The organism is Streptomyces sp. NPDC059455 (assembly GCF_042750115.1).
GTDB lineage: Bacteria > Actinomycetota > Actinomycetes > Streptomycetales > Streptomycetaceae > Streptomyces > Streptomyces endocoffeicus.
This window is the reverse complement of sequence record NZ_JBHYVB010000089.1, coordinates 25,765-42,802: the sequence shown is the minus strand read 5'-3', so window position 1 is coordinate 42,802 and position 17,038 is coordinate 25,765. Positions and strand designations below refer to the sequence as shown.

The 17,038-nt window shown below is 71.0% G+C and carries 12 protein-coding genes; 4 read left to right on the top strand and 8 right to left on the bottom strand.

From position 1 onward, the window contains the following. Positions 1 to 82: 82 nt before the first annotated feature. The 6 genes from ACFXB5_RS28475 to ispH form a co-directional block, all read right to left on the bottom strand. The gene (locus tag ACFXB5_RS28475) at positions 83 to 1,051 is read right to left on the bottom strand and encodes a UbiA family prenyltransferase (RefSeq protein ID WP_385212779.1); all 969 of its coding nucleotides are present in this window, start codon (positions 1,049 to 1,051) and stop codon (positions 83 to 85) included. Next, positions 1,048 to 2,256: a 4-hydroxybenzoate 3-monooxygenase gene (locus tag ACFXB5_RS28470; protein ID WP_385212777.1), complete on the bottom strand. Its 1,209-nt coding sequence runs from the start codon at positions 2,254 to 2,256 to the stop codon at positions 1,048 to 1,050. The genes ACFXB5_RS28475 and ACFXB5_RS28470 overlap by 4 nt, the downstream gene beginning before the upstream one ends. A 10-nt stretch (positions 2,257 to 2,266) precedes the next feature. Next, positions 2,267 to 3,418 (bottom strand): flavodoxin-dependent (E)-4-hydroxy-3-methylbut-2-enyl-diphosphate synthase, encoded by a 1,152-nt coding sequence (gene ispG, locus ACFXB5_RS28465; protein WP_385212775.1) that lies wholly within the window; start codon positions 3,416 to 3,418, stop codon positions 2,267 to 2,269. Then, positions 3,415 to 5,313 (bottom strand): 1-deoxy-D-xylulose-5-phosphate synthase, encoded by a 1,899-nt coding sequence (gene dxs / locus ACFXB5_RS28460; RefSeq protein ID WP_385212774.1) that lies wholly within the window; start codon positions 5,311 to 5,313, stop codon positions 3,415 to 3,417. The genes ispG and dxs overlap by 4 nt, the downstream gene beginning before the upstream one ends. 65 nt (positions 5,314 to 5,378) lie before the next feature. Further along, on the bottom strand, positions 5,379 to 6,437 hold the full coding sequence (locus tag ACFXB5_RS28455; RefSeq protein ID WP_385212772.1) for a polyprenyl synthetase family protein: 1,059 nt from the start codon (positions 6,435 to 6,437) through the stop codon (positions 5,379 to 5,381). An 11-nt stretch (positions 6,438 to 6,448) separates the two neighbouring features. Further along, a complete protein-coding gene (gene ispH, locus ACFXB5_RS28450) occupies positions 6,449 to 7,510 on the bottom strand; it encodes a 4-hydroxy-3-methylbut-2-enyl diphosphate reductase (RefSeq protein WP_385212770.1) in 1,062 nt (353 codons plus the stop codon). A gap of 751 nt (positions 7,511 to 8,261) precedes the next feature. Between ispH and ACFXB5_RS28445 the strand changes: the two genes are divergently transcribed. The 3 genes from ACFXB5_RS28445 to ACFXB5_RS28435 all read left to right on the top strand — a co-directional run bounded on the left by ACFXB5_RS28445 (position 8,262) and on the right by ACFXB5_RS28435 (position 12,535). Beyond that, positions 8,262 to 9,443, top strand: coding sequence for a 3-deoxy-7-phosphoheptulonate synthase (locus tag ACFXB5_RS28445; RefSeq protein ID WP_385212768.1), 1,182 nt, complete (start codon positions 8,262 to 8,264; stop codon positions 9,441 to 9,443). A gap of 42 nt (positions 9,444 to 9,485) precedes the next feature. Next, complete coding sequence (gene pabB, locus ACFXB5_RS28440; protein WP_385212766.1) at positions 9,486 to 11,618, top strand: aminodeoxychorismate synthase component I; 2,133 nt, start codon at positions 9,486 to 9,488, stop codon at positions 11,616 to 11,618. A 281-nt stretch (positions 11,619 to 11,899) separates the two neighbouring features. Next, positions 11,900 to 12,535, top strand: a complete 636-nt coding sequence (locus ACFXB5_RS28435) for a TetR/AcrR family transcriptional regulator (protein WP_201853818.1) — start codon at positions 11,900 to 11,902, stop codon at positions 12,533 to 12,535. On the opposite strand, the gene ACFXB5_RS28430 is transcribed toward ACFXB5_RS28435, so the two are convergent. Further along, entirely contained in the window at positions 12,526 to 12,987 is a 462-nt protein-coding gene (locus ACFXB5_RS28430) for a MaoC family dehydratase (RefSeq protein ID WP_385212764.1), read from the bottom strand. The genes ACFXB5_RS28435 and ACFXB5_RS28430 overlap by 10 nt on opposite strands. A 292-nt stretch (positions 12,988 to 13,279) precedes the next feature. Next, positions 13,280 to 13,891, bottom strand: a complete 612-nt coding sequence (locus ACFXB5_RS28425) for a hypothetical protein (protein WP_385212762.1) — start codon at positions 13,889 to 13,891, stop codon at positions 13,280 to 13,282. A gap of 200 nt (positions 13,892 to 14,091) precedes the next feature. Between ACFXB5_RS28425 and ACFXB5_RS28420 the strand changes: the two genes are divergently transcribed. Beyond that, positions 14,092 to 16,926, top strand: coding sequence for a penicillin acylase family protein (locus ACFXB5_RS28420; protein WP_385212760.1), 2,835 nt, complete (start codon positions 14,092 to 14,094; stop codon positions 16,924 to 16,926). Positions 16,927 to 17,038 lie beyond the last annotated feature (112 nt).

Genomic DNA, 17,038 nt, shown 5'->3' with positions numbered 1-17,038 from the left:
GGTCTGGGGCGGAGCCCCAGTTGAGGGAAGGGGCGGGGAGGGGAGCAGTCCGCCGCAGGCGCCAAGATCCGCCGGACACCCCCTAGGACAGGACATACAGCGCGGGCGCCAGCAGACCCAGGAAGCCCAGGTCGTAGGCGTACAGCCCGAGCTTGCGGGCGCTCAGCCAGCGCCCCCGCAGCGGGCCCTCGCGCAGCTGGGCCGCGTGGAGGGCGGTGGCGGGCAGCAGGGTCAGCAGGGTCCACCACGGCCACCGGGTGGCCAGGCCCAGGACGCAGATCAACGTGGCCGAGGCCAGGAAGAAGACGGCCATGGCGGTCTTGTAGACCCGCGGCCCGGTCGACGCGGCCAGCGTGCGGCGGCCCACCGAGCGGTCCCCGTCGGCGTCGTTGACGTTGGAGTAGCTGCTCACCATGACCAGCCAGAGCCCCAGCAACAGGCCCACCAGCACCGCGGGGGACGACCAGTGCCGCTCCACCGCCAGATACGGGGCCAGCAGCCCGGCCGTGGTGGCCAGGCACAGCAGCGTCTCCGCACCGCCCCGGTGGTAGCTCAGCCGAAGCCCGGCCGAGTACTGCACGCTGAAGAAGAACCCGACCCCGTAGAGGAGGTACGCCACGGCCGGAGCCCGCCAGTCCAGCGCCCAGAACGCGCCGATCCCCGCGAGCGCCGCGACCGAGGCCGCGCAGGCGATGAACCGCACCGCCTCGCGCTCGGTGACCGCCCCGCTGAGCAGTGGCTTGCCGCGGATGTCGCGCTTGGTGTCGGCGGCCTTGTAGTTGCGGGCGTCGCTGCCGTTGCGGAAGCCCACCAGGTCGTCGGTGGCGCAGGTGCAGGTGACGATGCCCATGGAGCCGAGCAGGAACAGCAGCATCGCGGCGGTGGTCCCCGGGCGGTCGCGCGCCTGCGGGCTCAGGGCGAGCCACGCCATGCCCCAGCCGAAGTAGTTCTGGTACACGAAGATCTTCGACAGCCGGAACAGACCGCGCGCCACGTCCCCGCCGCGGCGGGTGCGCGCCGTCGTCCGGCTCTCGTCCGTCAGCGAGGTCACGGCCGTCCTCCCCGGGCCGGGGTGCGCTCCCGCGCCAGGCCCACATAGTTCTCGGCGAAGTTCCGCGCGGCGGCGGGAGAGCGCACCACGGCCTCGAGCCGGGCGTGCCGCAGCCGCTCGTCGAACACCCGGCCCTCCGTCGGCCGGTGCAGCAGCCGCGACATCCAGTCGGAGAACTCCTGCGCCTGCCAGACCCCGGGCAGACAGGCGGCCGAATAGCCGTCCAGCGGGCCGCGGTCGCCGGTTTCGTAGAACTCCCGGAAGGCCGCGGCGAGCACCTTGATGTCCGCCACGGCGAGGTTGAGCCCCTTGGCCGCGGTCGGCGGCACGATATGCGCGGCGTCTCCGGCCAGGAACAGCCGCCCGTGGCTCATCGGCTCGGTGACGAAGCCACGCAGCGCCACACAGCTCTTCTCCAGGACCGGCCCCTCGGCCAGTTCCGGGGCGCCGTCGATGTCCAGACGGGTGTGCAGCTCCTTCCAGATCCGCTCATCGGGCCAGTTCTCCACCGACTCACCGGCCTCCACCTGGAGATAGAGCCGGCTCACCGCGGGGGAGCGCATGCTGTGCAGCGCGAAGCCCCGGCCGTGCACCGCGTAGATCAGCTCCTCGGCGGCGGGCGGGGCCTGGGCCAGCACCCCGAGCCAGGCGTACGGATAGGTGCGCTCGTAGGTGGTCAGCGCGCCGGGCGGCACGGACCGGCGGGAGACCCCGTGGAATCCGTCGCAGCCCGCGACGAAGTCACAGGCGATCTCCACCGGTTCGCCCGCCACCGTGCAGCGCACGGCCGGTGTGTCCGTCTCCAGGCCCCGCAGTTCGACGTCGGGGACGTCGAACCACAGCCGCGCCCCGGCCTCGGTCCGGGCCCGGATCAGGTCCTTCACCAGCTCCTGCTGGCCGTACATATGGACGGTCCGGCCGGTCAGTTCGGTGAAGGGCATCCGGTGGGCGCGCGAGCCGAACCGGAAGACGAAGCCCTCGTGGACCAGCCCCTCACGGTCCAGCCGGTCCGCCAGACCGGCCTCGCGCAGGAAGTCCACGGTGCCGCCCTCCAGCAGCCCGGCCCGCACCCGCTTCTCCACATGACTGCGGCTCCGCCGCTCCAGCACGATCGAGTCCACTCCGGAGAGCCGGAGCAGATGGGAGAGCAGCAGACCGCCGGGGCCCGCCCCGACGATCGCGACCCGCGTTGTCAGGCGCTTCACGGACGCCCCCTCATCCCACGCTGACGGTGGGGGACTCGGGGGCCTCCTGCGGGCCCGCCTCCTCGGCCAGGCGCATGGCCTCCTCGATCAGGGTCTCCACGATCTTGCTCTCGGGGACGGTCTTGATGACCTTCCCCTTGACGAAGATCTGGCCCTTGCCGTTGCCCGAGGCGACCCCGAGATCGGCCTCCCGCGCCTCACCGGGGCCGTTGACCACACACCCCATCACCGCGACCCGCAGCGGCACTTCCATGCCCTCGAGACCGGCGGTGACCTGGTCGGCCAGCTTGTACACATCCACCTGGGCCCGGCCGCAGGAGGGGCAGGAGACGATCTCCAGCTTGCGCGGCCGCAGATTGAGCGACTGCAGGATCTGGGTGCCGACCTTCACCTCCTCCATCGGTGGCGCCGACAGCGACACCCGGATGGTGTCGCCGATGCCCTGCCGCAGCAGCGCGCCGAAGGCCACCGCGGACTTGACGGTGCCCTGGAACGCGGGGCCCGCCTCGGTCACCCCCAGGTGCAGCGGATAGTCGCAGGACTCGGCGAGCAGCTCATAGGCGCGCACCATGACCACCGGGTCGTTGTGCTTCACCGAGATCTTCAGATCGTGGAAGTCGTGCTCGGCGAAGAGCTCCGCCTCCCACAGCGCCGACTCCACCAGCGCCTCGGGTGTGGCCTTGCCGTGCTTGGCCATCAGCCGCGCGTCCAGCGAGCCGGCGTTCACCCCGATGCGGATCGGGGTGCCGTGGTCCTTCGCGGCGCGGGCGATCTCCTTGACCTTGTCGTCGAACTTCTTGATGTTCCCCGGGTTCACCCGCACCGCCGCGCACCCCGCCTCGATGGCGGCGAACACGTACTTGGGCTGGAAGTGGATATCGGCGATCACCGGGATCTTGGACTTGCGGGCGATCTGCGGCAGCGCGTCGGCGTCGTCCTGGCTGGGACAGGCCACCCGGACGATGTCACAGCCGGTCGCGGTCAGCTCGGCGATCTGCTGGAGGGTGGCGTTGACATCGGCGGTGACGGTGGTCGTCATGGACTGCACGGAGACGGGGAAATCGCTGCCGACCCCCACCGCGCCGACGCGGAGCTGACGGGTGACACGGCGCTTGCCGAGCACCGGTGGCGGCGCTGCGGGCAGGCCGAGATCGACGGTCATCGGAAATCCTCCTCAAGGCGCCGGACGCCCGGCGCACGGTCGGCCGCGATCCGCATCCGGATCGAGCGGGCCAGGTCTTCGGGGCTCAGGCCGCATTCGGCGAGGATGTCGGCGCGTTTGCCGTGGTCCAGGAAGCGCTGCGGAATCCCGAAACCGGACACCGGGGCCGGGACACCGGCGTCGCGCAACTCCTGGGCGAGCAGCGAGCCGTAGCCACCCACGCGCAGGTTGTCCTCGACGGTCACCACGAGCCGGTACCGCTCCGCCAGCTTGATCAGCGACGGGCCGACCGGTCTGAGCCAGGCCGGGTCCACCACGGTGACGCCCAGGCCCTCCTCGGTGAGCCGGCGCGCCGTCTCGCACGCCGTCGCGGCCATGGCGCCCACGGACACCAGCAGGACGTCGTCGCCGGGGGAGCGGTGCAGTACATCGATGCCGTCGTGCTGGTCGACGGCGGGGATGTCGGGCCCCACCGGGCCCTTGGGGAACCGGATGGCGCTGGGGCCGTCGGTGATCGCCACCGCCTCGCGCAGCGCGGCGCGCAGACAGGCCCCGTCGCGGGGCGCCGCGACCCGCAGGCCGGGCACGATCCCGAGCACCGACAGATCCCACATGCCGTTGTGGGAGGCCCCGTCGTCACCGGTGACCCCGGCCCGGTCCAGGACGAACACCACCGGGCAGGAGTGCATCGCCACATCCATCAGCAGCTGGTCGAAGCCGCGGCCCAGGAACGTGGAGTAGACGGCCACCACCGGCACCATCCCCGCCATGGCGAGCCCCGCGGCCGAGGTGACCGCGTGCTGCTCGGCGATGCCGACGTCGAAGACCCGGTCGGGGAACTCCTCGGCGTACCCCGCGAGCCCGGTGGGCTGGAGCATCGCCGCCGTCACCGCCACCACCTCGGGGCGCTCACGGCCGATCTCGACCAGTTCCGCGCCGAAGACCGAGGTCCAGGACGGGCCCGGGGAGCCCAGCGGTTCGCCGGTGGCCGGGTCGCCGGCACCCACCGCGTGGTGGTGGTCGCGCTCGTCGGCCTCCGCGCGCCGGTAGCCGTGGCCCTTACGGGTCAGACAGTGCACCACGACCGGTCCGCCGAACCCGGCGGCCTGCCGCAGCGCGGCCTCCACCTCCGCGATGTCGTGTCCGTCGACCGGCCCGAGGTACTTCAGGCCCAGGTCGGCGAAGAGCCCCTGCGGGGCCAGCATGTCCTTCAGCCCCGCCTTGACCGCGTGCAGCGCCTCGTAGAGCTTCGGGGTCTGCCGCAGCCGCTGCTTGGACCACTCCAGGAACCGCTCGTAGTCGGGGGAGGTGCGCAGGCCCGCCAGATAGGTGGCGAGGCCGCCCGTGGTCGGCGCGTAGGAACGGCCGTTGTCGTTCACCACGATGACGACGGGGCGGTCCGGGGCGCCCGAGATGTTGTTCAGCGCCTCCCAGGCCATGCCGCCGGTCAGCGCCCCGTCCCCGATGACGGCCACTACCGCGCGGTCGGTCTCGCCCCGCAGCCGGAACCCCTTGGCGAGGCCGTCGGCGTACGAGAGCACGGTGGAGGCGTGGCTGTTCTCGATGGTGTCGTGCTCGGACTCCGCCCGGCTGGGGTAGCCGGACAGCCCGCCCTTCTGCCGGAGCCGGTCGAAGCCCTCCCGGCGGCCGGTCAGGATCTTGTGCACATACGCCTGGTGTCCGGTGTCCCACAGGATGCGGTCCCGGGGGGAGTCGAAGACGCGGTGCAGGGCGATGGTGAGTTCGACGGTGCCCAGGTTGGGCCCCAGGTGCCCGCCGGTCCGCAGCACCTTGTCGATGAGGAAGTGCCTGATTTCCTTCGCGAGATCGGTGAGCCGGCCGGCGTCCAGGTGCTTGAGGTCGGCGGGACCGTGGATGGTCTCCAGCAGTGTCATCCGGGTTTACTCCCTCCGCGTCGTTGCCGCCGGGTGCGGTCGCTGTCGGTGCCCATCGGCTGTCCTCAGGCGCTCCGGTAGGCGACCTCGTGGGCCATGGCGGCGAGTTCCTCCCGCCACTCCGGCTCCACCGGGGCCTCGGCGATGGCGCGGCAGGCCCGCTCGACGAGTCCGTCGATGTGCTTCTCGACGTCGTCGCGCACACCCGTCTCGATCAGCAGCTGCCGCAGGTGGTCGGCGCCCCGCAGCCGAGCGGGCACCAGCTCCCTGATGTGCGCGTTGCGCTGGATGGCCAGGGCCATCAGCAGCGTCATCTTGTGCTGCTCGAAGTCCAGACCGCTCGGCTTGCCGGTGACCTCGGAGTCCCCGAAGGCGTCCAGCAGGTCGTCCCGCAGCTGGAACGCCTCGCCGAGCGCCGCCCCGTACTCCTCGAAGGCCGGCGCCGCGTCGGCGCGGCCGGCCACCGCGGCGCCCAGGACCAGCGGACGGTGGATGGTGTAGCGGCCGGACTTGGCGATGGCGATCCACCGCGAGGTCTCCGGGTCCGGCTCGAACTCCACGGACGCCGCGACGTCCATGTACTGGCCGATGATCAGCTCCGAGCGCAGCAGATGCCACTCGGCGGCCACCGCGGGCCCCACCTCGGCCATGATCTCGTCGGAGTAGACCAGGGCCAGATCGCCCGCGAGGATCGCCACGTTCTCCCCGAAGCGCTCCGCCGTGCCCTGCCATCCGCGCTCGCGGTGCAGCGCGGCCTGGCTGGTGTGCACGGTCGGCGCGCCGCGGCGCACCGCGGACTCGTCCATCACATCGTCGTGGATCAGCGCACAGGCGTGGAGCAGCTCCAGCGCGGCGGCGACGGGGATGACCTGGCCGTCCTCCGGATCGCCGCCCGCGGCCAGATAGCCGCTCAGGCAGAACGCCGGGCGCATGCGCTTGCCGCCCGCGTTGACCAGGTCGGCGATCGCGTCGATGGGGACGCTGGAGCGGGAGTCGAGACCGTGCCAGCGCTCGTACTCCGTGGACAGGAAGGCGTGCAGCCGCTCCTCGACCCGGGGCAGCAGGCTCATCAGCGTCCGGCGGGCGGTGGTGGCCGGGGCCGAGGCGGGGCGGGGGGTCGCCATCGTATGGACCGTCACTTCGTCCTCCTAGGGGTTCCGGCCGGTGCGTCCGATGGGACCTGCGACCAGGCGTCGTCGAGCCGTTCCCGGTCGTCGGACCGGATGCCGTCGGTGAGCGACAGGGGCATGGAGAAGACCACGTCCTCGACGGCCGTGGACTCGATGTCGACCTGGTCATGGCCGAACTCGGCCAGCCGGTCGAGGAGTTGGTGGACGAGGGCGTCCGGGACGCTGGCGCCGGAGCTGACGCCGACGGTGGTCACGCCCTCCAGCCAGCCGCTGTCCAGCCGGGAGACGTCCGGGACCAGCCGGGCGGGGGTTCCGGCGTCGCGGGCGACATCGACCATCCGCTGGGAGTTGCTGGAGTTCTCCGAGCCGACCACCAGCACCAGATCGGCCTGCTCGGCGAGGGACTTGATGCCGTTCTGCCGGTTCTGGCTGGCGTAGCAGATGGTGTCGGTGCCGGGGCCGGCGATGTCGTCGAACCGCTCGGTGAGGGCGCGGACGATGCCGGCGGTCTCGTCCACCGACAGGGTGGTCTGGGTCAGATAGGCCACCGGGGTGTCCCGGGGCAGGTCCAGCCGTTCGACGTCCTCGGCGGTTTCCACGACCAGGGTTTCCCGCGGGGCCTCCCCGCGAGTCCCTTCCGTTTCCTCGTGTTCCGCATGTCCCACGAGCAGCAGTACCCGGCCTTCCCGGACCACTCGGCGCGCCTGCTGGTGCACCTTGGCCACCAGAGGGCAGGTGGCGTCGATGACCTGCAGATCTCTGGTGGACGCGGCGGCGCGGACGGCGGGTGAGACACCGTGTGCGGAAAAGAGGCACACGGCCCCTTCGGGAACGTCGTCTTCCGATTCCACAAAGCGTGCGCCCTTGCGCTCCAGGAGGCTGACGACGTAGTGGTTGTGAACGATCTGTTTTCGAACATAAATAGGCGGGCCGTATACCTCAAGCGCCCGCTCGACCATGGCAATGGCGCGGCGGACACCCGCGCAGAAACCGCGGGGTTCGGCGAGGATGACGCGTTTGCGGGGCGCTCTCGTATCGGGCTGGGAGGTCTTCGTGCTTAAGCGCATGACGTATTGCTCCAACGCCGGCTTGCGGCTCGGATGAGAATGGGTGCGTCGCTGTGCGGCCATGCCGCCCTAGGCGGACATGGCTTTGTCCTGGCGTTTGTGGATGGCTGTCGAAGCATCGGCGGCCCAGCGGTCAGCAATTGCTCACATGGCCATGAAGGCGTGTCTGACCTGGGGAAATACCGAGATAGCCACTGCCAGGAGGCAGGGCGTTAAGGACGGTCTCCGGAAGCCGGCGCTCGGAGACGACGCGATGGAAGAGACATTCACTTACCCCCGTAAGTCTCATGTGATTTCTACGCCATCCGTTGCGGTGCCCCCACGGGATAAGCGCAGGCCGAAAACACTATAGAAGGCGAGTCTGAGTGCAAGTCTTACGCATGTGACCTTCGTCACGTTCCGAAATGTCGGCGGAACTGTCGCTTACGGTTACGCCCTATTGCTAAGCTCCCTGCCGCGTTGAATCGACCGTGTCGTCGGCTGCGCAACGGGGGCTCTGAGCCGGAAATTCCGGCAGTAACCGCTGGTAATCCCTTCCGAGTGATGAAGAAATTCACTCGAAGGAGTGACGGACGTATATCCATCATTTCTATCTCCGCTGGTCGCGGTTTTGCGACCGGGAGCGGACGCGTCTGTTTCCTCGGTTCCGTCGACCCGTCCGGCCCGCCGGTTCGGGGGTCCCCACGGGTGTCCCGCGCCGCCTCGGCGCTTCAGCAGGATGTGTCCGGCTCGACCAGTGGAGGCTTCCTACATGACCGCTCCCGGCCCGACCGCGGAGAAGGTGACCGCTCAGCAGCCGCCGTGGCCCGACCCGGACCGGCTCGAGGAGATCCGGCACGCCCTGAGCGGCCGCCCCGCGCTGATCCCCCCGGAGGAGACCGAGCAGCTCACCCGGCGGATGGCCGCGGTGCAGCGCGGCGAGGCCGCCGTCCTCCAGGGCGGGGACTGCGCCGAGCTGTTCGCCGACGCGGCGCCGCGGGTGGTGCGGCGCAAACTGGGGCAGCTGCGCGAGCTGTCCACGGCGATCCGCACCGGTCTCGGCCTCCCGGTGGTGACGATGGGCCGGATCGCGGGCCAGTACGCCAAGCCCAGATCGGCGCCGTACGACGTGCTCGCCGACGGCGGCCGGTTACCCGTCTACCGGGGAGACGCGGTCAACGGCGCCGCCGCCGATCCGCGCGCCCGGATCCCCGACCCGGACCGGCTGCTCACCGCCTACGACCGCGCGGCCGCCGTGCTGTCCACGATGCGAAACGAACAGACGGCACACGACGACGCCGAGCGGATCTACGCCTCCCATGAACTGCTGCTGCTCCCCTACGAGCTGCCCCTGATCCGGGCGGCCGCCGACGGCGGCTTCGCCTCATCCCTCCACTTCGGCTGGATCGGCGAGCGGACCAGGGACCCCGAGGGCCCGCACATCCGGCTGGCCGCCTCGGTCCGCAACCCCGTCGGCGTCAAGGTCGGTCCCTCCGCGACCCCCGCGGACCTCGTGCAGCTGGCCCGTCTGCTCAACCCCGAGCGCCGGCCCGGCCGGCTGGCCCTCATCGTGCGCATGGGCGCGGACCGGATCGGCCGGCTGCTGCCGCCGCTGGTCGAGGCGGTCGCGGAGACCGGGATCCCGGTGGTCTGGCTGAGCGACCCCATGCACGGCAACACCATCCGTTCCGGAAGCGGTCACAAGACCAGAGCCCTGTGGGCGATCCGTGACGAGATCGCCGCGTTCCACCGGATCCTGCGGGACCGCCGTCAGTGGCCGGGCGGGCTGCACCTGGAGATGACGCCGGAACCGGTCACCGAGTGCGTCGCGGAGGCCGCGGACGCCGGGGCCGCCGCGTTCCCCCGGTTCCGGTCCCCCTGTGACCCCCGGCTGAACCCCGAGCAGGCCGCCGAAACGGTCCACGCGTTCACCTCGCTGCTCCGCGCGGGGTGAACCGTGCCGGTCATCAAGAGTTCCGATAGGTTCGAGGTTTCGATGCGCACGCTGCTGGTAGACAACTACGACTCGTTCACCTACAACCTGTTCCACTACCTGGCCGAGGTGGGCGGCGGGGAGCCCGAGGTGATCCGGCACGACGACCCCGGCTGGAAGCCCGAGATGCTGCGGGACTTCGACAACGTCGTCATCTCCCCCGGACCCGGCAGCCCCGAGCGCGCGGCCGACTTCGGCGTCTGCCGCGACATCGTCCTCGAAGGCGCCCTGCCGCTGCTCGGCGTCTGCCTGGGCCACCAGGGGGTGGGCCTGCTGAGCGGCGCCCGGGTGGTCCGGGCCCCCGAGCCCCGGCACGGCCGGCTGTCCCGGGTGACCCACGACGGCACCGGCCTCTTCACCGGGCTGCCCAGCCCCTTCGACGTCGTCCGCTACCACTCGCTCACCGTCACCGACCTGCCCGAGGAGCTGCGGGCCACCGCCTGGACCGAGGACGGTGTGCTGATGGGGATCGCCCACCGCGAACGGCCCCTGTGGGGCGTGCAGTTCCACCCCGAGTCCATCTGCACCGAGCACGGCCGGCTGCTGCTCGGCAACTTCGCCGGCCTCACCCGGTCCTGGCAGACCCGCCAGGGAGTGGAACCGGCGGCGCGGCGGCGCGGCACCCGCTCCTCCCGCCGCGGCGGCGCGGAGCCCACCGCCGCGCCGCTCGCCACCCCGCGGTCGCTGCGGGTGCTGGTGGAGACCCTGCCCACCCGCTGGTCCGACGAGGTCGTCTTCGACCGGCTCTTCCGCGCCGACGGACACGCCTTCTGGCTGGACAGCAGCGCCACCGGGGGCGAGCGCGGACGGTTCTCGATGATGGGGGACGCCTCCGGGCCGCTGGCCCGGGTGGCCACCGCCGACACCTGGGCGGGCACGGTCACCGTCACCGCGGCCGGCTCCCGCGAGGTGCTGCACGAGGAGTTCCTGACCTGGATCGAGCGAGACCTGCGCGCCGCCCGGGTCCAACTGCCCCCGCTGCCCTTCGACTTCGCCCTCGGCTGGACCGGATACCTCGGGTACGAGCTCAAGGCCGAATGCGGCGGTGAGCGGACCCACCGCTCCTCGGAGCCCGACGCCGCCATGGTCTTCGCCGACCGCGCCGTGGTGTTCGACCACGAGACCTCGACCACCTATCTCCTCGCCCTGGCGGAGGAGGGCGCGGAGCGGGGCGGCGAGGAGCAGGCCCGGACCTGGCTGCGCGGGACCGCCGAGCGGCTGGCGGAGCTGGCCGGGCGGGAGCCCCGCCGCACCCCGCTCACCACCGGCCCGGACGAGGTACGGCTGCGCCATGACCGGGAGCGCTACCTGGAGATGATCGCCACCTGCCAGGAGCTGATCACCGCGGGGGAGACCTATGAGGTGTGCCTGACGAACATGGCCGAGGCCGACGGCCCGGTGGACCCGTGGGCCGCGTACCAGTATCTGCGCCGGCTCAGCCCCGCGCCGTTCGCCGCCCTGCTCCGCTTCGGCCCGCTGTCCGTGCTGAGCACCTCGCCCGAGCGTTTTCTGCGGGTCTTCCGGGACGGCACCGTGGAGTCCCAGCCGATCAAGGGCACCCGGCCGCGCGGCGGCTCCCCGGCCGAGGACGAGCTGCTGCGGGTGGACCTCGCGACCAGCGAGAAGGACCGCTCCGAGAACCTGATGATCGTCGACCTGGTGCGCAACGACCTCGGCCGCACCGCGGAGATCGGCTCGGTGCGGGTGCCCAGGATATTCGACGTCGAGACCTATGCGACGGTCCATCAGCTGGTCAGCACGGTACGCGCCACCCTGCGGCCGTCCACCTCCGCGGTCGAGGGCGTGCGCGCCGCCTTCCCCGGCGGATCGATGACCGGCGCGCCCAAGATCCGCACCATGCAGATCATCGACGATCTGGAGGCCGGGCCGCGCGGGGTGTACTCCGGCGCCATCGGATACTTCTCGCTGTCCGGGGCGTGCGATCTGAGCATCGTGATCCGCACCCTGGTGGTGACCCCGGACCGGGTCCGGTACGGGGTGGGCGGGGCGATCGTGGCGCTGTCCGACCCGGACGAGGAGTTCGAGGAGACGGCCGTGAAGGCGACCCCGCTGCTGCGGCTGCTGGGCGCGGAGTTCCCCGGCCGGGTGGGCACCGAGACGGCGGCCGCCCACTGAGAGCCTGTGTCATATCCCCGGCCGGGCGTGCGGCGTCTGGCACGCTCCCCCGGCTACCGCTGGGAGGTGCCCCCTCTCGCGGCGTTGCCGAAACGCCCATGTGGCTCCGCCACGAGGGCGCTCCGGCGCCTTGCGATCGCACGCTCCCCCAGCTACCGCTGGGAGGTGCCCCCTGACGCCGCACGCTGATCCGACCGGGGATATGACACAGGCTCTGAGCGTCCACCGCGGCCCCGGACAGGGCCTAAGCGCTTGCTCACTCTCCGTGTAGGGTGTGCGCCATGGACGCGGAGCCCAAGAACACCGGAGGCAAGGTCGAGCCCTGGGGCGACATCACCCCCGACGCCGCCCGGCGGCTGGTGAGCGCCGCCGTGCACGCCTTCGCGGAGCGTGGCTACCACGCCACCACCACCCGGGACATCGCCAGCCGCGCCGGAATGAGCCCGGCCGCGCTCTACATCCACTACAAGACCAAGGAAGAGCTGCTCTACCAGATCAGCAAGGTCGGCCATGAGCGGGCCCTGACGATTGTGGAGCGGGCGCGGGACAGCGAAGGCACCCCCGCCGAGCGGCTGGCCGACGCCGTCCGCTCCTTCGTCCGCTGGCACGCCGAGCACCACACGACCGCGCGTGTGGTGCAGTACGAGCTCGGCGCGCTCGCGGAGGAGCACCACGCCGAGGTCATCGCGGTCCGCAAGGCCACGGACGGGGCGGTGCGCTCGATCATCGAGGACGGGGTGAAGGCGGGCGTCTTCGACGTCCCGGACGTCCGTGGCACCACGGTCGCGGTGCTGTCCCTGTGCATCGACGTCGCCCGCTGGTTCAACGCCGGCGGGCGCAGCACCCCCGATGAGGTCGGCGACCTCTACGCGGGTCTGGTGCTGCGCATGGTGGGCGCCGGCGGCGGTCAGACGTAGTAGCGGACGATGGATTCCGCCACGCACACCGGCTTGTTGCCGCCCTCCCGCTCCAGGGTCACCGTCAGCGTCATCTGGAGACCGTCCTTGACCTCGGTCACCTCCACGATGCGGCCGGTGGCGCGCAGCCGGGAGCCGACCGGGACGGGGGAGGGGAAGCGGACCTTGTTGACGCCGTAGTTGATGCCCATGCGCACGCCCTCGACCCGCAGCAGCTGCGGGGTGAACGACGGCAGCAGGGACAGCGTCAGATAGCCGTGCGCGATCGTGGTGCCGAACGGACCGGCGGCCGCCTGCTCCGGGTCCACATGGATCCACTGGTGGTCGCCGGTCGCGTCGGCGAACAGATCGATGCGCTTCTGGTCGATCTCCAGCCAGTCACTGGGGCCGAGTTCCTCGCCGACCGCGGACCGCAGTTCATCGGGCGAGGTGAAGATCCTGGGCTCTGTCATGCGTGCCTCCCGGGCAACCACTCACTAAGCGACTGCTCAGCATGGTCGGCTGACCTGGGCCCTGTCAACGCGGCCCGCGCCGACGCGGCCATCGGCGAGCGTCGGTGATCGACGGAGGCCGACGGCGAATGTCGGTGATCGACGGAGGCCGACGGCGAGTGTCGGTGATCGAGGGCGAGTGTCGGCGGCCGTCGGTGATCGACCGCGGTCTCAGGGGGATTCCGGCGCGCTCGCCGGTCGTCCGGTGCTCAAAGGGTCCGACGAGCGCGCTCCCGGCCGGGGCGGCCGGGTGTCATACGGCGGCGTACCGGCTCATCCGGACCACGCGCCGTGCCGCCGCCAGGGCCTCGGTGGTCAGCAGCGGCAGCGGCACCACGATGCCGCAGTCCGCGCAGACCGGCCCGGCCGAGGGATAGCGGTCCAGGTCCTCGCGCCAGACCAGGCCCGGTCGGATGCATACCGGGCAGGCCGCCCCCGGGCCCGACTCCATCGCCGCGATCAGCCGTCGCAGCACATCCGCGAGGCGGTCGTCGGGATGGGCCGCGGGGTTCTCGCAGGGAATGATGTCGCATCCGCCCCAGGTGCGCAGATGCCAGTCGTCGACAGCGCTCGGCTGCCGGATGCCGAGAAGTTTCTCCTGCCTGCGCCGGGCGGCGAAGTCCGCCTCGTACGCGAGCCACAGTGTGCGGGCCTCCTCGAGCTCCTCAAGGGCGGTGAGCAGTCGTAGGGGGTCCGGCCTGCGATCCTCCGGGGTCATCCCGGAGCGGGTGCACAGATGATGCCAGGTCGCCCGGTGCCCGTACGGCGCGAACCGTTCCAGGCATTTGCGCAGCGATGTGCGCCGAGCGGTGATGTGTCTGCGTGGATTGCGAACCTCTCGGGCGAGTGCTCTGAAACCGGCCACTTCCTACCACCTCCGCGATTGCGGACCCGACTCGTTGTCGAATGGACGTAACGCAGCGCGATCCGGATCCATCGAATTCCCTGGATCTTCGCGGGCAGTCCTCATCCGTCCGCAAACGGAAAGAAGTTGACGCCCGCTCATCTTCCGAGCCGCTAATACCGCCGGTAACCTCCGTCCGACGGCAATCGGGAGGAGCGCACATGCGACGACGAACCCCCAGGCCCACCAGAACCCGCAGGCTCACCAGTACCGTGCTCGCCGCGGCCGCCGCGCTCGGCCTCGGCATCGCCCTCGCGGCCCCGGTGCCCCAGCCGGCCCGGGCGGAGCCCGCCGCGGCGGCCGCCACCGACTACTGCCGGGGCCAGTGCTCCGACATCCTCCCGCCGGGCGCCACCGGCAACGCCACCCTCGCCGACATCCTCGCCAACCGGGTGCTGGGCACCCACCCCGAGCACAGCACCGACCAGCTCGGCCCGTACGGCGATCTGGCGAGCGGCTACCCCACCCTCACCGACGACAAGCTGAACAGCTTCTTCAACGACTCCTCCTTCGGAGTCCCCGCCGACCAGGTCGCCTCCGTGACCAAACCGCGCGACGACGTCACGATCACCCGTGACAAGAAGACCGGCGTCCCGCACATCCAGGGCACCACCCGCGAGGGCACCGAGTACGGCGCCGGATACGCCGCCGCCCAGGACCGGCTGTGGCTGATGGACCTCTTCCGCCACGTGGGCCGCGGCGAGCTGACCCCCTTCGCCGGTGGCGCCCCCGCCAACCAGGGCCTGGAACAGGACTTCTTCCGCCAGGCGCCGTACACCGAAGAGGACTATCAGGCGCAGATCGACTACATCCTCGCCACCGGCGGAGAGCGCGGCCGCCAGGCGCTGGCCGACGCCCAGGCGTATGTCGACGGCATCAACGCCTACGCCAAGAAGTCCAAGGACGGCCGGTACTTCCCCGGTGAGTACGTGCTCACCGGCCATATCGACGCGATCACCAACGCCGGTGAGATCCAGCCGTTCAAGCTCACCGACCTGATCGCGCTCGCCTCCGTCGTCGGCGCGCTCTTCGGCAACGGCGGGGGCGGCGAGGTGGAGGGCGCGCTCTCGCTGCTCGCCGCCCAGCAGAAGTACGGCCTCGCCGAGGGCACCAAGGTGTGGGAGTCCTTCCGGGAGCGCAACGACCCGGAGGCGGCGCTGACCGTACGCGACGGCAGCTTCCCGTACGCCGGGAAGCCCGCCGCGCCCAAGGGCACCGCCCTGCCCGACAGCGGCTCGGTCACCCCCGAACAGCTCGTCTACGACCGCGAGGGCGGCGCCGCCACCAAGGCCCGCACCCAGGTCAAGGCCCCCAAGCAAGCCCTGGAGCCGCTGCGCGGCATCTACGACGACGGGGTGCTGCCCCGCGATCTGTTCAGCCGCAAGAAGGGCATGTCCAACGCGCTCGTGGTCTCCGGCAAGTACACCGAGAGCGGCCACCCGGTGGCCGTCTTCGGCCCCCAGGCCGGCTACTTCGCCCCGCAGCTGCTGATGCTCCAGGAGATCCAGGGCCCGGGGATCAGCGCCCGCGGTGCCTCCTTCGCGGGGGTCGGGATGTACGTCCAGCTCGGCCGGGGCCAGGACTACGCCTGGAGCGCCACCACCTCCGCCCAGGACATCACCGACACCTACGCGGTCGAGCTGTGCTCCCCGGACGGCTCCGCGCCGTCCAAGGACTCCACGTACTACCGCTATCGCGGCGACTGCGTGCAGATGGACAAGCTGGAGCGGCGCAACGCCTGGAAGCCCACCCTCGCCGACTCCACCGCCGCCGGCTCGTACCGGATGCAGGTCTACCGCACCAAGTACGGGCTGGTGACCCATCGCGCGACCGTCGGCGGCAAACCGGTGGCCTACACCATGCTGCGCTCCACCTACCGGCACGAGGCCGACTCCATCGTCGGCTTCCAGATGCTCAACGACCCCGGCTATGTGACCGACGCCAAGTCCTTCCAGAGCGCGGCACAGCACATCAACTACACCTTCAACTGGTTCTACGCCGACTCCCGGCAGACCGGCTACTACAACAGCGGGCTCAACCCGGTGCGCGCCGCGGACGTCGACTCCTCGCTGCCGGTGAAGGCCGAAACCGCCTATGAGTGGCGGGACTTCGACCCGAAGGACAACACCTCCGCCGCCACCCCGCCCGCCGAACACCCCCAGTCCATCGACCAGGACTACTACATCAGCTGGAACAACAAGCTGGCCAAGGACTACAGCGCGGCCGGCTTCGGCAACGGCTCGGTGCACCGCGGCAACCTCCTCGACGACCGGGTGCGCGCCCTGGTCCGCAAGGGCGGTGTCACCCGCTCCGCGCTCACCCGGGCCATGGCCGAGGCCGCCGTCACCGATCTGCGCGGCGAGGACGTGCTGCCGGAGCTGCTGAAGGTGGTGCGCTCCAAGCCCATCGACGATCCCCAGCTGGCCACGGCGGTACAGCAACTGGACTCCTGGCAGTCGGCGGGCTCACAGCGCCATGAGACCAGCGCCGGTTCGCACACCTACGGGCACGCCGACGCGGTACGGATCATGGACGCCTGGTGGCCGCTGCTGGTCGAGGCCGAGTTCAAGTCCGGCCTGGGCGACGGGCTCTACGACGCGCTGCGCGCCAATCTGACGGTCGACGAAGCGCCCTCGGCCGGGCACGGCCCCACCGGCTCGCACGCCGGGTCGTCCTTCCAGTACGGCTGGTGGTCCTATGTCGACAAGGACCTGCGCACGGTCCTCGGCGAGGACGTCAAGGGACCGCTGGCCCGCCCGTACTGCGGCGGCGGACAGCTCGGCGCCTGCCGTGACGCCCTGCTGACCAGCCTGAAGACGGCCGTGGGCAAGACCGCCGCCCAGGTCTACCCCGGGGACGACAACTGCTCCGCGGGCGACCAGTGGTGTGCCGACGCCATCATCCAGCGGCCGGTCGGCGGGCTCACCCACGACAAGATCAGCTGGCAGAACCGGCCCACCTTCCAGCAGGTGGTGGAGTTCCCGGCGCACCGCTGAGGCCATCAGGGGCGGGGGGGGGGGGGGGCCCGCCCCCCCCCCCCCAAAAACACCACCACCCCCAACAACAACCCACACCCACACAACACCACCCCCCAGCACAAAATAAAAA